Source organism: Bradyrhizobium sp. UFLA05-89 (assembly GCF_059803475.1).
The window spans coordinates 145544-163701 of sequence record NZ_JBANBA010000005.1 but is presented as its reverse complement, the minus strand read 5'-3'; the positions used below and the strand labels follow the sequence as shown (position 1 = coordinate 163701).

At 64.6% G+C, this 18158-nt stretch carries 17 protein-coding genes; 10 read left to right on the top strand and 7 right to left on the bottom strand.

The features are described 5' to 3' along the window. Positions 1 to 154 precede the first annotated feature (154 nt). On the bottom strand, positions 155 to 541 hold the full coding sequence (locus tag SO139_RS04890) for an SEL1-like repeat protein (RefSeq protein WP_449383093.1): 387 nt from the start codon (positions 539 to 541) through the stop codon (positions 155 to 157). A 159-nt stretch (positions 542 to 700) separates the two neighbouring features. Here SO139_RS04890 and SO139_RS04885 point away from each other — a divergent pair, with 159 nt between their 5' ends. Together SO139_RS04885 and SO139_RS04880 are read left to right on the top strand one after the other, a co-directional pair. Then, positions 701 to 1459, top strand: a complete 759-nt coding sequence (locus SO139_RS04885; protein ID WP_449383094.1) for a proteasome-type protease — start codon at positions 701 to 703, stop codon at positions 1457 to 1459. A gap of 23 nt (positions 1460 to 1482) precedes the next feature. Then, complete coding sequence (locus SO139_RS04880; RefSeq protein ID WP_449383095.1) at positions 1483 to 2241, top strand: SDR family oxidoreductase; 759 nt, start codon at positions 1483 to 1485, stop codon at positions 2239 to 2241. 105 nt (positions 2242 to 2346) lie between these two features. Here the strand turns inward: SO139_RS04880 and SO139_RS04875 are convergent, their stop codons facing one another. Continuing rightward, the gene (locus tag SO139_RS04875) at positions 2347 to 3567 is read right to left on the bottom strand and encodes an MFS transporter (protein ID WP_449383096.1); all 1221 of its coding nucleotides are present in this window, start codon (positions 3565 to 3567) and stop codon (positions 2347 to 2349) included. A 176-nt stretch (positions 3568 to 3743) separates the two neighbouring features. Here SO139_RS04875 and SO139_RS04870 point away from each other — a divergent pair, with 176 nt between their 5' ends. Continuing rightward, positions 3744 to 4994 (top strand): NupC/NupG family nucleoside CNT transporter, encoded by a 1251-nt coding sequence (locus tag SO139_RS04870; RefSeq protein ID WP_449383097.1) that lies wholly within the window; start codon positions 3744 to 3746, stop codon positions 4992 to 4994. 145 nt (positions 4995 to 5139) lie between these two features. On the opposite strand, the gene SO139_RS04865 is transcribed toward SO139_RS04870, so the two are convergent. Further along, positions 5140 to 5673: a cupin domain-containing protein gene (locus SO139_RS04865; protein WP_498539747.1), complete on the bottom strand. Its 534-nt coding sequence runs from the start codon at positions 5671 to 5673 to the stop codon at positions 5140 to 5142. A 176-nt stretch (positions 5674 to 5849) separates the two neighbouring features. Then, positions 5850 to 6137, bottom strand: a complete 288-nt coding sequence (locus tag SO139_RS04860) for an usg protein (RefSeq protein WP_449383099.1) — start codon at positions 6135 to 6137, stop codon at positions 5850 to 5852. 378 nt (positions 6138 to 6515) lie between these two features. On the opposite strand from SO139_RS04860, the gene groES reads away from it, so the two are divergent. The 3 genes from groES to SO139_RS04845 all read left to right on the top strand — a co-directional run bounded on the left by groES (position 6516) and on the right by SO139_RS04845 (position 10200). Continuing rightward, positions 6516 to 6830 carry a co-chaperone GroES gene (gene groES, locus SO139_RS04855; RefSeq protein WP_212407848.1) on the top strand — a complete coding sequence of 105 codons (315 nt, stop codon included), beginning with the start codon at positions 6516 to 6518 and terminating at the stop codon, positions 6828 to 6830. A 91-nt stretch (positions 6831 to 6921) separates the two neighbouring features. Beyond that, on the top strand, positions 6922 to 8562 hold the full coding sequence (gene groL / locus SO139_RS04850) for a chaperonin GroEL (protein ID WP_474798514.1): 1641 nt from the start codon (positions 6922 to 6924) through the stop codon (positions 8560 to 8562). A gap of 297 nt (positions 8563 to 8859) precedes the next feature. Further along, complete coding sequence (locus tag SO139_RS04845; RefSeq protein WP_498539746.1) at positions 8860 to 10200, top strand: caspase family protein; 1341 nt, start codon at positions 8860 to 8862, stop codon at positions 10198 to 10200. Between the two features lie 4 nt (positions 10201 to 10204). Here SO139_RS04845 and SO139_RS04840 read toward each other — a convergent pair whose 3' ends face one another. After that, positions 10205 to 11044, bottom strand: a complete 840-nt coding sequence (locus SO139_RS04840) for a LysR family transcriptional regulator (protein ID WP_498539745.1) — start codon at positions 11042 to 11044, stop codon at positions 10205 to 10207. Positions 11045 to 11173: 129 nt separating this feature from the next. Here SO139_RS04840 and SO139_RS04835 point away from each other — a divergent pair, with 129 nt between their 5' ends. Both SO139_RS04835 and SO139_RS04830 read left to right on the top strand, forming a co-directional pair. Further along, entirely contained in the window at positions 11174 to 11767 is a 594-nt protein-coding gene (locus SO139_RS04835) for a cysteine hydrolase family protein (RefSeq protein WP_498539744.1), read from the top strand. Positions 11768 to 11796: 29 nt separating this feature from the next. Further along, positions 11797 to 12426: a glutathione binding-like protein gene (locus tag SO139_RS04830; protein ID WP_498539743.1), complete on the top strand. Its 630-nt coding sequence runs from the start codon at positions 11797 to 11799 to the stop codon at positions 12424 to 12426. A 9-nt stretch (positions 12427 to 12435) separates the two neighbouring features. Here SO139_RS04830 and SO139_RS04825 read toward each other — a convergent pair whose 3' ends face one another. After that, on the bottom strand, positions 12436 to 13599 hold the full coding sequence (locus tag SO139_RS04825) for a DUF2778 domain-containing protein (RefSeq protein ID WP_498539742.1): 1164 nt from the start codon (positions 13597 to 13599) through the stop codon (positions 12436 to 12438). Between the two features lie 574 nt (positions 13600 to 14173). On the opposite strand from SO139_RS04825, the gene SO139_RS04820 reads away from it, so the two are divergent. Together SO139_RS04820 and SO139_RS04815 are read left to right on the top strand one after the other, a co-directional pair. Then, positions 14174 to 14698 carry a FecR domain-containing protein gene (locus SO139_RS04820; RefSeq protein WP_498539741.1) on the top strand — a complete coding sequence of 175 codons (525 nt, stop codon included), beginning with the start codon at positions 14174 to 14176 and terminating at the stop codon, positions 14696 to 14698. A gap of 50 nt (positions 14699 to 14748) precedes the next feature. After that, the gene (locus SO139_RS04815) at positions 14749 to 16638 is read left to right on the top strand and encodes a CHASE2 domain-containing protein (RefSeq protein ID WP_498539740.1); all 1890 of its coding nucleotides are present in this window, start codon (positions 14749 to 14751) and stop codon (positions 16636 to 16638) included. 14 nt (positions 16639 to 16652) lie between these two features. Here the strand turns inward: SO139_RS04815 and SO139_RS04810 are convergent, their stop codons facing one another. Further along, positions 16653 to 18155, bottom strand: coding sequence for a glycosyltransferase family 39 protein (locus SO139_RS04810; protein WP_498539739.1), 1503 nt, complete (start codon positions 18153 to 18155; stop codon positions 16653 to 16655). Positions 18156 to 18158: the final 3 nt, after the last annotated feature.

The following is an 18158-nucleotide window of genomic DNA, read 5'->3' as shown; positions in this document are numbered from 1 at the left end:
AAAGAATCAACGGACCTCCGCCTCAGCCAACCATGCCCGCCGTACGTCACGCCATCGTCGATCTCATCCTTCGGCCGTCGTCTCAACGGTGTCCACACTGCCGAAAACGACTCCTTGAAAAACACTGGCGCAGACCGATTCTGCCAAAGTAGTGCTAATACTCGCAATTCCTGTAGTCCGATGCTTCGCAGGCCTGCAACATCTCGTTCGCGCGAGCCATGTCTTGCGTCGTCATCGTCGCCGAGACGGTCTTGAGCTCCGCCTTGGCCTTGGCATCGCCGCGGGAGGCAGCGAGGCTCAGCCACATGAAGGCGTGCGCCGAGCTCTTCGCCACGCCCTGCCCGCGCTGATACATCGCGCCCAGCATGCCTTGCGCCTTCGCATTGCCGGCCTTCGCCATGCCGCGGAACACCTGGATCGCCGGGACATAGTCGCCGCGGTTATAGGCGGCCATACCGTCTTCCCATGGGCCGGCCATGGCCGCAGAGCTCGTCATGCCCAGCGCAGCCGCGATCAGGCTGCCGATCACCAGCTTTCTCATCTCCCCCTCCTCATCCCTTCCCCTTGCCTTCTAGCGGGTCGGTACGGCGCGCACCAAGGAAAGGTTTCACGGGGCCGGCGGCCCCGGGGGAAATGGGGTTGGAGGGCCACGCGAAATTGGCTACTAGTCTTGCGCAACTGTTCGCGTTCGAGGACTGAAATGACCTATTGCTGCGGAATCCTGGTTCGGGAAGGTCTGGTCATGATCGCCGACACCCGGACCAATGCGGGGCTGGACAACGTCTCGACCTTCCGCAAGCTGCACATCTTCTCCAAGCCCGGCGACCGCATCATGGCGATTGCGAGCGCCGGCAACCTTGCAATCAGCCAGTCGGTGCTGTCGACGCTCACCGAGGGTCTCGAGGACCCCGACACCGGCGACATCGAAACGCTGATGAACGCGCCGACGATGTTCCAGGCGACGCAGCGTATCGGCCGCGCCATCCGCGCTGTGCATTTGACCGAGGCTGCACCGCTCAAGGCCGAAGACATCAATTTCGACGTCTCGTTCCTGTTCGGCGGCCAGATCAAGGGCTCGCGGATGCGGCTGTTCATGGTCTACCCGGCCGGCAACTTCATCGAATGCACCACCGACACGCCTTACCTGCAGATCGGCGAGCACAAATACGGCAAGCCGGTGCTCGACCGCGCCATGCATTACGACGTCGAGCTCTATGAGGCACTGAAGACCGGCCTGATCTCGATGGATTCGACCATGCGTTCCAACCTCGGCGTGGGGCTCCCGATCGACGTTCTGGTCGCACGCACGGATGTCTGCGAGGCCGATCTCAACCATCGCATCGAGGCGGGCGAGCCCTATTTCCACGACCTGCGCTCGCGCTGGTCGGCGGCCTTACGCGCGGCGCATCAAAACATTCCGCGGCCGCCCTACAAGAACGACAAAGAATCCAAAACCTGACAGAGAAGAAAAGGCAGGAAACGATGAGCGAAGCGAAAAAGATCGCAGTGGTGACCGGCGCCGGCACCGGTGTCGGACGCGCAGCCGCACTGGCGCTGATGAACGCCGGTTTCACCGTGGTGCTGGCCGGCCGCCGGCTCGAGATGCTTGAGGACACCGCAAAGCTTGGACCTGCCGGAAAGAGCCTCTGCGTCTCCGCCGATATGACCAATCCCGGCTCGATCGCCGCGCTGTTCGCCAAGGTCTCGGAGACCTATGGGCGCCTCGATGTGCTCTTCAACAATGCCGGCATGGGCGCCCCTCCGGTGAACTTCGAGGATCTCAGCCTCGAGCAGTGGCAGGCGGTGGTGAACACCAACCTCACCGGCCCATTCCTCTGCACCCAGCACGCCTTCCGCATCATGAAGGACCAGAACCCGCGCGGCGGCCGCATCATCAACAACGGCTCGATCTCCGCGCACGCGCCGCGGCCGTTCTCGGCCGCCTACACCTCGACCAAGCACGCGATCACGGGCCTCACCAGGGCCAGCAACCTCGACGGCCGCGCCTACGACATCGCCGTCGGCCAGGTCGACATCGGCAATGCCGCAACCCCCATGACCGACCGCATGGTCGCCGGCCCCGGCGTGATGCAGCCCGATGGCACGATGAAGCACGAGCCGCGAATGGACGCGAAGGCGGTCGGCGATGCCGTCGCCTACATGGCCGGCCTGCCGCTGGACGCCAACGTGCTGTTCATGACGGTCATGGCGACCAAGATGCCGTTCGTGGGGCGCGGCTAAGTTCTTTCGCTCTCCCCGCTTGCGGGGAGAGCGTCGGGCTCTGCCCAAAAAAAACGAAAAACAACCCCATGCACAGTAGGCGTGGCCGCCGCCAGAGGTATTATTTTACTCCAGCCGCTCCACCTTTCGCAGGCCCGGAAACAGCTTCATCCACAACAGCGCGACCGCGATGGTGCCGATGCCGCCCAGCACGGCGGCCGGCATGGCGCCGAACAGCGCCGCAGTGAGCCCGCTCTCGAACTGCCCGAGCTGGTTCGAGGCGTTGATGAAAAGGAAGTTGACCGCGCCGACGCGGCCACGCATCTCGTCTGGCGTCGAGAGCTGCACCAGCGAGAAACGGATCACGACACTGATCGTATCGGCGGCGCCCAACACCGCGAGCGCCAGCACCGACAGCCACATCCACTGCGACAGCGCAAACACCACGGTGGCGATGCCGAACACGATCACGGCCTGAAACATCCTGATGCCGACGTGGCGCGAAATGGCATGGCGCGCCAGCACCATGGTCATCAAGAGCGCACCGACCGCAGGCGCGGCGCGCAGGACGCCGAGACCAAGAGGGCCGGTCTGGAGAATATCGCGGGCATAGATCGGCAACAGCGCGGTGACGCCGCCAAACAGCACCGCGAACAGGTCGAGCGAGATAGTGCCGAGGATCGCCGGATTGCCGCGGATGAAGCGGACGCCCGCGTAGATGTCGTCGTCCGCGGCGTCCTTGGCGATCGCCTGCGGGCCCGGCTGGATCATGCCCGTGAAGATCATGCCAAGAATCCAGAACACCACCATCACGCCATAGGCGAAGTGCGGCGCGACCGCGTAGGCGAAGCCGCCGAGCGCCGGCCCGGTGATGGTCGCGACCTGCGCCGCGCCGCTGGCAATCGCAGTTGCCCGCTGGAGCGAGCCCTGCGGTGCGATCAACGGCAGCAGCGCCGCGGTGGTCGGACTTTCGAACGCGCCGGCGATGCCGAGCGCGAAGGTGGCGACGAAGATCTGCACCTCGCCGATGGCGCCAAGATAGGTGGTCGCGGCGAGATAGAGCGCGGTCGCGGCTTCCGCGAGCTGGCAGAGCTGGACGACGCGCTTGCGCTCGAAGCGGTCGGCGGCGTGGCCTGCGACGAACACCAGCAGCGCTGTGGGGAGGAACTGCACCAGCCCGACCATGCCCAGCGCGAAGGCGCTTCCCGTGAGATCGTAGATTTGCCAACCGATCGCGACCGCCGCGATCTGGCTGGAAAAGCGCGACAGGCTGCGCGAGAGCAGAAAAAACAGGAATGGCGGGTGCTTGAGGAGTTCGCCGGCACTGACCGGCGGGTTCGCGGACATTGGCTGCTCTTGAAGCTGCTCTCTTTCGGCGAGGCCCGTGGCCGCGCGCGAATGGTGTTGACGCTGAGCCGTGACTGAGGCCGGAAGTCTTGTCAACAGCCGGTCGAGCCCGGTGCGCCCCGGCATTGCCTTTGCATCGGCCCGGCTGCCATAATCATTGCGGGATTGGGGACATCATGCTGCGACTGCAATCAGCACTCGGCATTTTCGCATTGCTGTTGATCGCCTGGGCGCTGGCGGAGAACCGTCGCGCGGTCTCGCTGCGTCAGGCGGGAATCAGCCTCGTCGTCACCTTCCTCACTGCGATCGTCCTGCTCAAGCTGCCGTTCGTCGCGCATGCCTTCGGCGCCATCAACGACGCGGTCGGCGCGATTTCGGCGGCCTCGCGCGCCGGCACGTCGTTCGTGTTCGGCTATGTCGGCGGCGGCCCCCTGCCCTACGACCTCAAGGCACCCGGTGCCGATTTCATCCTTGCCTTCCAGGCGCTGCCGATCGTGCTGGTGATGAGCGTGCTGACGACGCTGCTGTTCTATTGGCGCGTGCTGCCCCCGATCGTTCGCGGCATGGCGTGGTTGCTCGAGCGCACCCTGGGCGTCGGCGGCGCGGTCGGACTGTCGACCGCGGCGAACATCTTCCTCGGCATGGTGGAAGCGCCGCTGTTCGTGCGGCCGTACCTGGTGCAGATGACCCGCAGCGAATTGTTCCTGGTGATGACCGGCGGCATGGCCGGCATTGCCGGCACGGTGCTGGTGCTCTACGCGACGCTGCTTGCGCCGCTGATCCCGGATGCGGCCGCGCATTTCGTCATCGCCTCGGTGCTCGGCGCGCCGGCGGCGATCCTGATCAGCCTGATCATGGTGCCGGAGACCAGCGACCGGCTCACCGGTGGCTCGCTGGAAGACCCTGACATGCACGCCTCCGGCACGATGGATGCGATCGTCAAGGGCACCTCCGCAGGGCTCGAGTTGCTGCTCAACATCGTCGCCATGCTGATCGTGCTGGTGGCGCTGGTTTATCTGGTCAACGCGGTGCTCGGGCTGCTGCCGAACATCGGCGGCACCGCAATCTCGCTGCAACGATTGCTCGGACTCGTGATGGCGCCGGTATGCTGGCTGATGGGGCTGCCGTGGGATCAGGCCGTCACGGCCGGCAGCCTGATGGGCACCAAGACGGTGCTCAACGAGCTGATCGCCTATGTCGATCTGTCAAAGCTCGCCCCCGACGCACTCGATGCGCGCTCGCGCCTGATCATGCTCTACGCGATGTGCGGCTTCGCCAATTTCGCGAGCCTCGGCATCATGATCGGCGGCCTCGGCGTCATGGCTCCGGACCGGCGCGATGAGATCAACGCGCTCGGGCTGAAGTCGATCGTGTCGGGGACGCTGACGACGTGTTTGATAGGCGCGATCGTGGGGGTGTTGACGTAGGCACCGTCATTGCGCGGAGCCACCCGGTCCCGCCTCCGGCGGGCCGGATGACAGGCTCCGCGACGAACCGATCCAGAGTGCATCCGCGGAGACATTTCTGGATTGCTTCGCTTCGCTCGCAATGACGGCGGAATTCCTAGCACGCTTACGCCGTGATCTCGACCGTCTTGAACTCGGCCGGCAGGATGATCTCCAGCAGTTCGACGTCGTCGGAATAGTCGAGGATCATGTGCTTGATCTTCGGCGGCTGGGTCCAGGCGCTGCCTTGCTTCATCAGCGTCTCGCCCTGGCCGTCCAGGTAGGTCTTCACCCAGCCCTTGAGCACGTAGACCATCTGGAATTCGACGTCGTGATAGTGGAGCTTTGACACCTCGGCCGGATTGCAAGGCGGCAGCAGGCGGATGACGTGGGCTTGGACGAGACCGTGCGTTGCCGCAGCAATGCCGAGATCGCGGTACTGCGCGTAGGCGCGCAGGCCGTCGGCTTTGAAATCCTCCTCACGATGATGGCTGACGGCGATGTGCTGCTTGGGCCGGGTGCGCGTTTTGGCTGGCGTTGTGCGAGCTTTCGTCTTCACCGCTTTGCGTGCTGACGACCGCGCGGCGACCTTGTGGCCGTGCCACTTCTTTTTCACCGCTGATTGCGCCGCGCTGCGCGAGGTCACCTTCCGCTTGGCCATTGTCTCCTCCCGTTCTTGTTCTGGAGGCAAAAGCTAGCACAGAATTTCGAAATCGTAGGGTGAGCAAAGCGAAGCGTGCCCACCGCTCACGAGCGCAACCGCGGAGTGATGGTGGGCACGGCGCATTCGCGCCTTTGCACACCCTACAGCTCCGACCTACAACTCTGCGGCGCCGTTCAGTTCAGCCTGAACACGCCGTCGACCGCGCGCAGTTCGGCGGGCTTGATCAGCTTGGAGTGCGCCACCGTCACCGAATAGAGCGGACCGTCGAGCTTCTCCTCCCAGAAGGCGAGGAAATCCGTCAGCGCCGGGAATTTCGGGAACAGATCGTAGTTCTGCCAGATGTAGGTCTGGAGCAGCGAGGGATGATCCGGCATCCGATACAGAATCTGCGCCGTCGTCAGCCCGTAACCCAGCAATTGTCTCCGGAAGTCGTCGGAAACACCCCCAACCCGCAAGCCCATGCCAGCCTCCTTTGCAGGAGCGCATATTCAAGGGGTGGCTTACTCGGACTGCCCCAAAGAGCCACCCGGTGGAGATGCGCTCACATGAGAGAAATGTGACGCATACTGCCAACCGATCTCAAGCCCAAAAGTTTGACAAGTTGTTGAAATTCAATGCTTTAGCAGCAGATCGCGATGCCTGCTAATAGCCGGGCGGGCCCGGTTAACGATGGAAAATGATTTTGGCAGACAGGCCTTCTGAGTGCTGATTTTTCTGCTAGAAGCCCTTGCTCCCGTAAAAAACCTGTCCTATCTCCATTTCGCCTGCGTAGCACTCGTGGGCATCGACTGCTAACAACCCAAAAATCTCCATCTCGTGCAAATGCTTAGGAGGACTGCATGAAATTCCGTCCGCTTCACGACCGCGTCGTGGTCAAGCGCATCGACGCAGAAGAGAAGACCGCTGGCGGCATCATCATTCCCGATACGGCCAAGGAAAAGCCCTCCCAGGGCGAAGTGATCGCCGTCGGCCCCGGCGGCCGCGACGAGAGCGGCAAGCTGATCCCGATCGACGTCCAGGTCGGCGACCGCGTGCTGTTCGGCAAGTGGTCGGGCACCGAGGTCAAGATCGACGGCCAGGACCTGTTGATCATGAAGGAAAGCGACATCATGGGCGTGCTCGAAGCTCCCGCTTCGAAGAAGAAGGCCGCCTAATTCAACCGCTCGCACCGCTCACCCCTGAGGAGCGCCTGCCGGGCGCCTCGCCAAGGGTGAGATGAGACCAAGACAACTCAGGGAAACCAATATGTCAGCCAAAGAAGTGAAATTCGGCGTTGACGCCCGCGACCGCATGCTGCGCGGCGTCGACATCCTCGCCAACGCCGTGAAGGTCACGCTCGGCCCGAAGGGCCGCAACGTCGTCCTCGACAAGTCGTTCGGCGCCCCCCGCATCACCAAGGACGGCGTCACCGTCGCCAAGGAGATCGAGCTCGACGACAAGTTCGAGAACATGGGCGCCCAGATGGTGCGCGAAGTCGCCTCCAAGTCCGCTGATGCGGCCGGTGACGGCACCACCACCGCGACCGTGCTCGCGGCTGCGATCGTCCGTGAAGGCGCCAAGGCGGTTGCCGCCGGCATGAACCCGATGGACCTCAAGCGCGGTATCGACCTCGCCGTCGACGCCGTCGTCGCGGACCTCCAGAAGAACTCCAAGAAGGTCACCTCCAACGAAGAGATCGCCCAGGTCGGCACGATTTCGGCCAACGGCGACGCGGAGATCGGCAAGTTCCTCGCCGACGCCATGAAGAAGGTCGGCAACGAGGGTGTCATCACCGTCGAGGAAGCGAAGTCGCTCGAGACCGAGCTCGACGTCGTCGAGGGCATGCAATTCGACCGCGGCTACATCTCGCCCTACTTCGTCACCAACGCCGACAAGATGCGCGTTGAAATGGACGACGCCTACATCCTCATCAACGAGAAGAAGCTCTCCTCGCTGAACGAGCTGCTGCCGCTGCTCGAGGCCGTGGTGCAGACCGGCAAGCCGCTGATCATCGTCGCCGAGGACGTCGAGGGCGAGGCGCTCGCCACGCTCGTCGTGAACCGTCTGCGCGGCGGCCTGAAGGTCGCGGCCGTCAAGGCTCCGGGCTTCGGCGATCGCCGCAAGGCCATGCTGCAGGACATCGCGATCCTGACCGGCGGCCAGGCGATCTCGGAAGATCTCGGCATCAAGCTCGAGAACGTCACGCTCAACATGCTCGGTCGCGCCAAGAAGGTGATGATCGACAAGGAGAACACCACGATCGTCAACGGCGCCGGCAAGAAGGCCGACATCGAGGCGCGCGTGGCCCAGATCAAGGCGCAGATCGAGGAGACCACCTCGGACTACGACCGCGAGAAACTCCAGGAGCGTCTCGCCAAGCTCGCGGGCGGCGTCGCGGTGATCCGCGTCGGCGGCGCGACCGAGGTCGAGGTCAAGGAGCGCAAGGATCGCGTTGATGACGCGATGCATGCGACCCGCGCGGCGGTCGAGGAAGGCATCGTTCCGGGCGGCGGCGTCGCCCTGCTCCGTGCCACCGAGCAGCTCAAGAACCTTCGCACCAAGAACGACGACCAGAAGACCGGCGTCGAGATCGTGCGCAAGGCGCTGTCCTGGCCCGCTCGCCAGATCGCGATCAACGCCGGTGAAGACGGCTCGGTGATCGTCGGCAAGATCCTCGAGAAGGATCAGTACGCCTACGGCTTCGACTCGCAGACCGGCGAGTACGGCAACCTCGTCACCAAGGGCATCATCGACCCGACCAAGGTCGTGCGCACCGCGATCCAGAACGCCTCCTCCGTGGCGGCGCTGCTGATCACCACAGAGGCCATGGTCGCCGAGCTGCCGAAGAAGGCCGCGGCCGGCCCCGCCATGCCCCCGGGCGGCGGCATGGGCGGCATGGACTTCTGATCCAGCCGTTTCAGGCAAACCACGAAATGCGAAACCCCGGCAGCGATGCCGGGGTTTTTGTTTGGGGTTGTCATTCCGGGGCGCTCGACGCGAGCCCGGAATCCATTTCACCAGTCACGCACGGCCTCCTATGTATGGAGTCGATGCGGCCGATCTCAGCCATCCAGCAACTGGTCGGCGGTCCTTGCCCGCGCAAATCTCGGGCGACTGTGATCGGCTTCACAGAGTCGGCATTGATGTCGGCCCAGCATGCGTTAATCTGGAAGATATTTTTCGATGTTTTCCCCGAGGGCATTCATGAGTGCTCTTTGCAGGTTTTACTTCGTCCTGCTCGCCTGCTGGCTTGGCCTGGGTCCCGCATCGGCGGAGACACGGGTGGCGCTGGTCATCGGCAATGGCGCCTATGCCAACACGGCACAGCTCGCCAATCCATCGCACGATGCGGAAGACGTTGCGACCGCGCTCACGCGCAGCGGCTTCGAGGTCATCAAAGGCATCGACCTGCGCCAGGCCGACATGCAGGATCTGTCCATCCGCTTTGCGCGCGCCGCAGGCAGGGCCGACGTCGCCATGTTCTACTACAGTGGACATGCGATGCAGTACAACGGCGTCAACTACCTGATGCCGATCGACGCCGTGCTCGCCGACGAAGCAGACCTGAAGCGCTTCGTGCGCGTCGATGACATCCTGAACGATCTGCAACAGGCCAGGAACCTGCGCATCCTGGTGCTCGACTCCTGTCGCGACAATCCGCTGGCCGAAACCTTGAAGCGTTCCGCCGGCGCGACGCGCGCCGCATCGATCGGACGCGGGCTTTCGAAAGTCGAAGCGCCGCTCGGCACGATCGTGTCGTTCTCGACCCAGTCCGGGCAGACGGCCGCGGACGGAAGCGGCCGCAACAGCCCCTATACGTCCGCGTTCCTGAAGCATATCGAGGAGCCGCACGAGATCGGCGATATCTTTCGCGACATCAGCGGCGACGTCTACGAGACGAGCGGCAAGACCCAGCTCCCGGAGCTCTCACTGTCGATCATCGGAAAGTTCTATCTGAACGGACCAGTGTCGGTGACGATTGCCCCAGCGGCCCCTCAAGCTGCGCCGCGACCTGATCCGTGTGCAGCCGCCGAGGCACACTGGAAGGCGGCCGAGGCGATCGGCACCATCGCAGCCTTCGAAGACCATCTCGCGCGGTTTCCAAGCTGCAGCTTCGCCGATCTCGCGAGGGCGCGCCTCGACGGCCTGAAACAGAAAACCGCGCTCGCCCCGACAGCCGACGCGAAGCTTGTCGCGAGCAAGGAATTCGACGGCAAATGGGACGTCAGCGTCAGCTGTGCGAATGCGGGCAAGGCGCTCGGCTATACCAGGAGCCTCACGGCCACGATCGCGAACGGAGCGTTCCACGCCGAGGATGCAGACCAGGGAAAGGTGAACTGGCTGGCCATCGAGGGGCAAATTCCAGCGGATGGAAAGGCCACGCTGAGTGCGCGGGGCACGACGGGCCCGAGCGCCTATACCGTCAACAATGCCGCTCCCGGCTCGGCCTACGCGTACACGATCGACGCGCAATTCGAACGCACCCGCGGCACCGGCAAACGCAACGAGCTGCGGCCCTGCAACTTCACCTTCGTCAAGCGCTGATCAATCATTCCCGCGCGAAATCCCTGAAGCAGGAGCGTACCCACTCGATCGTCAGGCGCGTTGCGGGATCGCGTTTGAGATGATTTTGCACCAGCAGCCAGACGTCGCGGCGCCTTGCGAGCAAAGTGGCGCGCAGGCTGCGATCGGCGAGCAACGCCTCGCAGCCATATTCGGGGAGCACGCCGATCGCCTGATGCGACTGGATCAGGGTGCGCATGACGCGGATGTTGTCGGTGACGCAGCGCGCATTCTTCAGCCGCTTCGCGCGCAGGAATTGCGCCTCGGGGATGGCGTCGAGCTCGTCCGGATAGGCGCACACGATCGGATCACCGTTGCTGCGCCTTGCAGGCTCGAAGAAGTACAGGCGCACGTCCGTGAGCTTCGAGATCGTGAAATCACCTTTGTCTGGCTTGCGCAGGCGAATGGCGAGATCCGCTTGCCAGCGCGAGAACTTCACGTTCTCGCTCGAGGTGAGGAATTGCAGCGTCAGCCCCGGATTGTCGCGCAGAAAGCCTTGCGCACGCGACGCCAGCAGCTCCTCGGCGACGGTATTGGTGGAGGCGATGCGCAAACGGCCGACGGCGCCGGGCTCGCTCTCGCCGATGCGATCGATTGCGGCGATATGCGCCGCCATGGCCTTGACGTGCTCGAGCACCGCTTCGCAGTGGCGGGTCGGCCGGCGCAATCCGTCGACCGCCTCGAACAGGGGCACGCCGAGGTCGCGCTGGATGCGGGCGAGCCTGCGCCCGACCGTGGTCTCATCGATGCGCAGCCGTGCGCTGGCACCGGCATAGGTGCCCTCGTCCCGCACGGCCGCAATGATGCGCAGATCATCCCAGTTCATGCAGCCATTTAGCACGCACGGCGCGGCGCCTGCAAATTTGCAGCCATCTGCTGCAATATTCCTGCACAATGGCAGGCCAGAGCTGCGCTAGGTTTCGTCGAGCTGACGTCACCGAAAGGCAGCCTCACCATGACCGCTCCCAAGACCCTGCTCCAACTCGCCGGCGCTGATTTGAGCCCGCCCCGGCTCGGCGAGAGCTGTCTCGTCCTGATCGATCTCCAGAACGAATATCGCGCAGGTCCGCTGGCGCTGTCCGATGCGGAGGCGGCCATCGCGCGCGCGGCTCACCTGTTGGCCCGCGCACGGCAGAGCGGTGCGGCGATCTTCCACATCGCGCACAAGGGCCGATCGGGCGGCCTGTTCGATCGCGAGGCCGAGCGCGGCGCGATCATTGCGAGTCTCGCACCGCTCGCAACCGAGCCGGTGATCGAAAAGGCGCTGCCGAATGCGTTTGCCGGCACTGACCTGCAAGCGCGGCTTGCCGCGACCGGACGCAGGAACATCGTCCTCGCGGGCTTCATGACCCATATGTGCGTCAGTTCGACTGCGCGCGCCGCGCTCGATCTCGGTCTGCGCACCACGATCGCATCGGATGCCTGCGCGACGCGCGACCTGCCTGACGGCCGCGGTGGCGCGATCGCCGCCGCAACCGTTCATGACGTTGCACTCGCCGAACTGTCCGACCGCTTTGCCGTCATCGCGCGCGGCGATGCGCTGATCTGATCAAATCCGAACACGGAGCATATCAGCCCATGTTGCAGCTCTACTTCCGGCCAATGGCCTGCTCGTTCGCCAGCCGTATTGCGCTGATGGAGGCCGGCATCGAGGCGCGCTATCACCTCGTCGATCTCGGGACCAAGAAGGTCGTGGACGACGGCAGCGACTTCCACAGCGTTTCGCCGAAAGGCGCCGTGCCGGTCCTGGTCCTGGAGAACGGCGAACGACTGACCGAGAGCGCGGCGGTGCTGCAATATATCGCCGATTTGAAGCCTGAGCTCGACCTTGCGCCGCGGCCCGGTGATCCCGATCGCTATCGCCTGCAGGAGTGGCTCAGCTTCATCGGCGCAGAGATCCACAAGGCATTCCTGTTTCCGACCTTCTGGTACAAGGACGACGCGTCGCTTGCGAAGCCGCGTACGAGAATCGGACAGACACTAGCGGTGCCCGCCACGCATCTCGCCGAGCGCGAATTCCTCGTCGGTGACCGCTTCACCGTTGCGGATGCGCATCTCACCTGGGCCTTGCTGCTGCTCCGTCCTGCAGGCGTCGACATCGCGCAATGGCCCTCGCTGGCCGACTATCTCGCCCGCATGCAGGCGCGGCCCGCCGTGCGGGACGCGATTGCGACGGAAATGGCGCTGCGCAAGACGGCAGCGGCTTAACGCGTCGCGTCACTCCACTCGCGCGAGCACGGCGAGCTTGCGGATGCCCTTGTTGCGGTAGGCGTCGAGGAAGGCGGAGTAGTCGCGGAACGACACGCAGCCGTTGGAATCGCCGTTCGGTCCGAGCATGAAGGTGTGCGCGAGCAGGCCGTCGCGGCCGTAGATCGCGTTTTCGCCGCCGATCGGCGTCAGCCGCAACGCGGGCACGCCGTGGAACAGCGCCTCGCGCGGCTTCAGGTTGTAGATGTGCGGCGGTGTCACGCCGCGCATGCGGACGCGTGAGGAGCGCGGGTCGTCGAGATTGGAGCCGAGGCCGGAATGCGCCTCGAGCTTGGTGCCGTCGGGCAGATACACCGTCTTCGCGGTGATGTCGTAGACCGCAGTGTCGCGGTCATAGGGTGGCGCACCGCCCAGCATCGGGTTCTGCTCTTTCGGCGCGATGCTCGCGGTCACGCTGGCATCGGCTGAAGCGTAAGCCAGCAAGCCGCCCGACGGCTCGCGCTTGCCCCAGAGCTTCTCGACCATCGACTGCCGCGGTCCGGTGATCGCCATCACCGCCGCCTTCGCGCGATCGGCGAAAGATTTCGTGGGCTTTGCCTCTGGCACGCGGGCGGTCTCGGCCGGCTCGGCCGAGGCAACCTGCACCGGCACATCTGCGCCGCGCTTGGCCTTCGCGGCGTCTGCGATCTTGGCGGGGCCTTGCGCCTTCGGCGCTTCCGCAACCTTCACAGGCGCGACAGGCTTCGCAGCCTCCTTGGCGTCGGCAATTTTCGTCGCGGGAGCCTGCGGTACGGCGCTCGCCGCATTCGACTCCACGCCCTGCGGGGCTGCGGCGGCAAAACGCTCGTTGAACATTTCGCGCGTGATCGGCGTGACCACCTGCCCGCGATCGGGCAGCATCGCAAAAACTTCCTTCACCGCTTCGCCAGCCTCGCGCAGCGCGACCTTCGGCGCGCGCTTGATCACGGGCTCGTCGTAGCCGGCGGTGCCAACGGTCGGATAGACGTTCGCACCGAAGACGTTGTTGTAGACGGTCCAGCCGGCGCCCAGCACGAGGCAGCCGATCGCGGCGGCGCCGACGATCGTCTGGATGGTCACTTTCCGGGAAGACTTCCGAGAATTCTTCTTGGACTTCCGTGCCGCGTTACTTTGCGCAGCGATACTCGTACTCATTCGCCTTGCGTCCAGGACGGTGTCACTCAGTCCCCCTTCGAAGTGCCGCTACTGGTCACGGTCCGAAAGCTGCATCTCGCAGAGGGTCGGAGCGTCATTAAGGCGACTTTTAGTTAAATGCGGATTAAGTTCGGGCAGATGTGGGGCAACCTTTAAAAGGTTGTCCCGTTTCGGGAAAAAGCCCGCAGAATTACGGGCTTAGTCGAAATTGTTAACCATGTTTGTCGACCGGTTTGGCGCGATGACCTGCCCCCTCCGGCCGCACCTCATGACGCATCCAACCACGGCCTTTTCGTGATCTCGAACGCCGGCGGATCATAGCAACGGAGCGTTGCGCGAGGCTGGCGGACTCCTTCGGTGCAAGACGCGATGCGCCAGCCGACACCATTCACATCGCGCCCCCGGGCGCTCACGCGACACCGCGCGCTGACCGAGAGTTGATCACGCCTCGCCTGGAAAAGAGCCCCGCGGCAAAATAGGTCCAACCGCGGCACTTTTCAGCAGCCTCTGCGAGTGATACGGTACCGTATCAACATCGCCTTGAAATGTGCCGAGCACGCCAATGGAGGCTGGCATGAGAAGGGTCGCACACGCCGGATTTTTGGCTCTGGCGTCGTCGTTCTTGTTGATCGGACAGGCTGTCGCGCAGCCTGCCGGCGCGGGCTGCACGTCAACGCCGTCGGCGGCGGGAACGCAGACCTGGCGCTGCGACAACGGCATCACGATCGTTGCGGAAAATGGCGCCAGATTTGAACTTAAGGACGCCAACCGCGACGGACATATCGACTCGGTCGAGTTGAGCAGCAAGGCGCTGCTGGTCGAGGTTCCCAAGAAGCCCGGCGGCAATCCCTTCAAGGTGCTGACGCCACAGGCGATCGCCGCGGTGCGCGGCACGAGATGGGCCGTCGATGCCGCCGACGGCAGCAAGACGGCCGTGTTCGTCGCCGACGGACGTGTCGGCGTCAGCCGCAGGGCGCGCGGGCGGGCCGTCGTGCTCGGACCGGGCGAAGGCGTCGACGTCGATGCAACCAGCATGGCGGAGGTCAAGCGTTGGGGCCAGCCGCGCATCGACGCCTTGATGGCAAGACTCGGACAATAGAGACTCGGACGATAGAGGCTCGGACAATAGGTGACAGCAGAACGACGGGTATGAGTAGCCGACGCGTTCAAATCCTCCTTGCGCTCGTCCTCACCGCGCTGTGGGGCGGCACTATTTACGTCGCTCACGCGAACGGCCATCTGCGGTTTCTCGATCGTCTCGAGGCAACGCTCACGGACTTGCGAACGCTGGCGCGCGGCCCGCAATCTCCCCCCGATCTCGTCACCATCATTGCGATCGACGACACCGTCGTGAAGCGCGGCGGCCGCTATCCGCTTCCCCGCGCCGACCTCGCGCGCGTCGTCGATGCCATCGCGCAGTTCAAGCCGAAGGTCATCGCCGTCGACCTCCTGCTGGTCGATCCCGGCGCCAGACTCGGCGATGCCATGCTGGCGCGTTCGCTCGCCGCCGCGTCCACCGTCCTGGCCGCCGCGGCAATCTTTCCAACCGCCAGCGATACCGTGGCAACGAGCAGCGAAGGGCCGCTCGCCGCCCTGCCCCAGGCCGAGCGTTTCCTGCTGCCGCTACCCGCCTTCGCCGATCACGCCGAGGTCGGCATCGTCAACGTTGCGACGGGGCAGTCCGGCTCCCCGCTCTCGGTCCCGATGCTGTTCCGGACGGGCGACAAGGTGGAGCTGTCGTTTCCGCTGCGTGTGGCGAGCCGCGCGCTCGGCCAGCCGCTGACGATTGCCCCTGATCATCTCATGCTCGGCGATCGTACGATCCCGACCGACACCGACTTTTCGCTACCGATCACCTATTACGGCCCGCGCCGCACGATCCGCACGCTCAGCGCGCAGAACGTTTTCGACGGCACGCTCGATCGCGATACAATCGAGAACCGGATCGTCGTGATCGGCGCATCGGTCGCCGGCGGCGGCGATTTCTTCCCGACGCCGTTCGATACCCTGATGCCCGGCGTCGAGGTCGTCTCGACCGCGATCACGCATCTCGTCGCCGGCGACGGCATCGAGCGCGACCGCAAGGTTCATGTCGCCGACGCATTCGCCGCGATCCTACTGCCGATGGTCCTGGTGGGCCTGCTTGCCTGGCGGCGAAGTGCGATCGGCCTCATTGCGGCCGCCGTGGTGGTGATGGTGTGGGCCGCTCTCAACCTGTTCGCGTTCACGCACGGCATCTGGCTCAACGCCGCAACCACGCTCGCGGCCGCGGTGCCGCCGGTTGCAATCTTTGCCGGCGTGCAATTATGGGCGGGGAGCCGCAGAACGCAGTACCTGACGGCAAGAAGCAGATCGCTGGCACAATTCCAGGCGCCCGCCGTGCAGGAGTGGCTGGCGCGCGATCCCGATTTCCTGAGCGAGCCGGTCCATCAGAATGCCGCCGTCGTCTTCATCGACCTCTCCGGCTTCACCGCGCTCAGCGAACGGCTCGACCCGGACACACTTCGCGACCTGCTCAAGTCGTTTCATGCGCTGGTCGACAAGACGGCGGTCTCGTCCGGTGGAATGATCACCGGATTTCTCGGCGACGGCGCCATGATCCTGTTCGGCCTGCCGCGCGCAGCGCCCGACGACGCAGCCCGTGCCGTGAAATGCTCGATCGACCTGCACCGCGTTGTGGAAAGCTGGAGGGCATCGCTGCCGGCACCATACAGGGATCAGCTCGGCTTTAAGATCGGCGCGCATTTCGGCCCCATAGTCGCCTCGCGTCTCGGCGGAAGCCACCAGCACATCACCGCGACGGGCGACAACGTCAACGTGGCGAACCGGTTGATGGAGGTCGCCGCCCAGCACGATGCGCGGCTCGCGTTCAGCGATACGCTGCTGGATGCGGCCGACTTCCACGGTGATCCCCATGGCATTCTGACGGGACCGTTGCAGACGCAGGTTCGCGGCCGCACCCGTGCGGTTACCGTCTGGTTCTGGCACGAAGAGCGGCAGCCGGGACAAGCCGCGGCTGAGGCCAACGTCGCGGGCTGAGAGCTTGACGTCCGTTACCGGGCTTCCGGCGGCGGCGAACGGTCGAGAACCTCGCCCTTGGCGCCTTCCAGCAAATCGATCCCGTAGGTCTCGACGACAAGCGGCCCCCGCTTGCGCTGCAATTCCGCAACGCCCGTCACCTGCGAGAAGATATCGTTGAGGAAGGGATGACCGTCCGCGCGCAGCTCGTCGACATAGAGCAGCTTGCCGGCCAGGAGTGTCGGATCAGGCTCGCCCATGTTGACCCAACGGATACGCTGGTCCCGCTGGACCACGCAGGTGCCGCGCGGCAGATAGAAGGTAAGCCAGGCCGTGGTGCCATAGTCCGGCGCGAGGATGCAGCGGGCGCCGGTCTTCGCGCGAACCGCCTCGATCTCGGATGCGAGCGCGCGCCAGCCGACGCCGACGCTGCGCACGGTGGCGTCGCGGCGATAGCCGGATAGCCAGCCGGTGTTGGCCTGCACGATCAGGGCTGCAAACATCACGATGCCGGCGGGCGCCGCCCATTTCAGGCAGAAGGCGACGAGCTCCTGCTGCCGTGGCTTCCATTGCGCGATGTGCGCGGCCACCGCGGCTGCGACCGCGAAGGCGGGATAGACCGGCGCGAACCAGTTGGCCTCGACGCGGGCGTGCAGCGAATGCCAGACGAAATAGACGACGATGGTCCAGAACATCGCCTCGACCAGGATGCGCGAGGCCGACGCTCCGATCCGCCGCCATGTCAGCGCATGAAGCCCCATCGCACCGAGGATGAAGACAAGCGGAGTTGCGAATGCGAATTGCGTCGGAACGAGCTCGGCGATGAAGACGGGGCGGAAATCCTCGATCCGCGCGCGGCCGAGCTGCTTGAGGAACGACACCCATTGATGATCGGCATTCCAGAAGACCACCGGCGAGAAGATAGCAAACGCCACGATGCCGCCGAGATAGGGCCAGGGCGAGATGAACCAGCGCCGCAGCTTCGGCACCGCGGCGAGCCAGATCAGGATCGCCACACCGAAGAACAATGCGGTGTATTTCGACAGCAGCGCGGCGCCGACCGCAGCGCCCACAGCAAGCCACCACATGCCGCGGCCGGTCTCCAGCACCTTTGCGAGGAAGAACAGCACGAAGCTGGAGGCGACCAGCAGCGGCGCATCGGGCGTGATGATCAGCGTGCCGACCGCGGCCAGCAGCGTCACGTTGAGCAGGATCGCGCTGGTTGCGGCAACGCGCGCGCCGCCGAACAGGATCTCGGCGGCGCGATACACCGCATAGCTCATCGGCAGCGCGAGCAGGATCGAGACCAGCCGCACGCCGAGCTCGGTGTCACCAGCGATCATCGTGCCGGCGCGGATGACGTAGGCGACCATCGGCGGGTGGTCGTAGTAGCCGCCCGCCAGACTCTTCGACCACATCCAGTAATAGGCTTCGTCGAAGGTGATCGGCGTGAAGGCGGCGGCGACCAGCCGCAGCACGACCAGCGCAGCGACAATGAGCGCGGTGTTGCGGACGATCCGCGCGTCAACTCCGCCCATGAT

Excerpts from the sequence above, each read along its gene's own strand:
- SO139_RS04890 (WP_449383093.1), bottom strand. The coding sequence starts at position 541 with ATGAGAAAGCTGGTGATCGGCAGCCTGATCGCGGCTGCGCTGGGCATG.
- SO139_RS04885 (WP_449383094.1), top strand. The coding sequence starts at position 701 with ATGACCTATTGCTGCGGAATCCTGGTTCGGGAAGGTCTGGTCATGATC.
- SO139_RS04880 (WP_449383095.1), top strand. The coding sequence starts at position 1,483 with ATGAGCGAAGCGAAAAAGATCGCAGTGGTGACCGGCGCCGGCACCGGT.
- SO139_RS04875 (WP_449383096.1), bottom strand. The coding sequence starts at position 3,567 with ATGTCCGCGAACCCGCCGGTCAGTGCCGGCGAACTCCTCAAGCACCCG.
- SO139_RS04870 (WP_449383097.1), top strand. The coding sequence starts at position 3,744 with ATGCTGCGACTGCAATCAGCACTCGGCATTTTCGCATTGCTGTTGATC.
- SO139_RS04865 (WP_498539747.1), bottom strand. The coding sequence starts at position 5,673 with ATGGCCAAGCGGAAGGTGACCTCGCGCAGCGCGGCGCAATCAGCGGTG.
- SO139_RS04860 (WP_449383099.1), bottom strand. The coding sequence starts at position 6,137 with ATGGGCTTGCGGGTTGGGGGTGTTTCCGACGACTTCCGGAGACAATTG.
- groES (WP_212407848.1), top strand. The coding sequence starts at position 6,516 with ATGAAATTCCGTCCGCTTCACGACCGCGTCGTGGTCAAGCGCATCGAC.
- groL (WP_474798514.1), top strand. The coding sequence starts at position 6,922 with ATGTCAGCCAAAGAAGTGAAATTCGGCGTTGACGCCCGCGACCGCATG.
- SO139_RS04845 (WP_498539746.1), top strand. The coding sequence starts at position 8,860 with ATGAGTGCTCTTTGCAGGTTTTACTTCGTCCTGCTCGCCTGCTGGCTT.
- SO139_RS04840 (WP_498539745.1), bottom strand. The coding sequence starts at position 11,044 with ATGAACTGGGATGATCTGCGCATCATTGCGGCCGTGCGGGACGAGGGC.
- SO139_RS04835 (WP_498539744.1), top strand. The coding sequence starts at position 11,174 with ATGACCGCTCCCAAGACCCTGCTCCAACTCGCCGGCGCTGATTTGAGC.
- SO139_RS04830 (WP_498539743.1), top strand. The coding sequence starts at position 11,797 with ATGTTGCAGCTCTACTTCCGGCCAATGGCCTGCTCGTTCGCCAGCCGT.
- SO139_RS04825 (WP_498539742.1), bottom strand. The coding sequence starts at position 13,599 with ATGAGTACGAGTATCGCTGCGCAAAGTAACGCGGCACGGAAGTCCAAG.
- SO139_RS04820 (WP_498539741.1), top strand. The coding sequence starts at position 14,174 with ATGAGAAGGGTCGCACACGCCGGATTTTTGGCTCTGGCGTCGTCGTTC.
- SO139_RS04815 (WP_498539740.1), top strand. The coding sequence starts at position 14,749 with ATGAGTAGCCGACGCGTTCAAATCCTCCTTGCGCTCGTCCTCACCGCG.
- SO139_RS04810 (WP_498539739.1), bottom strand. The coding sequence starts at position 18,155 with ATGGGCGGAGTTGACGCGCGGATCGTCCGCAACACCGCGCTCATTGTC.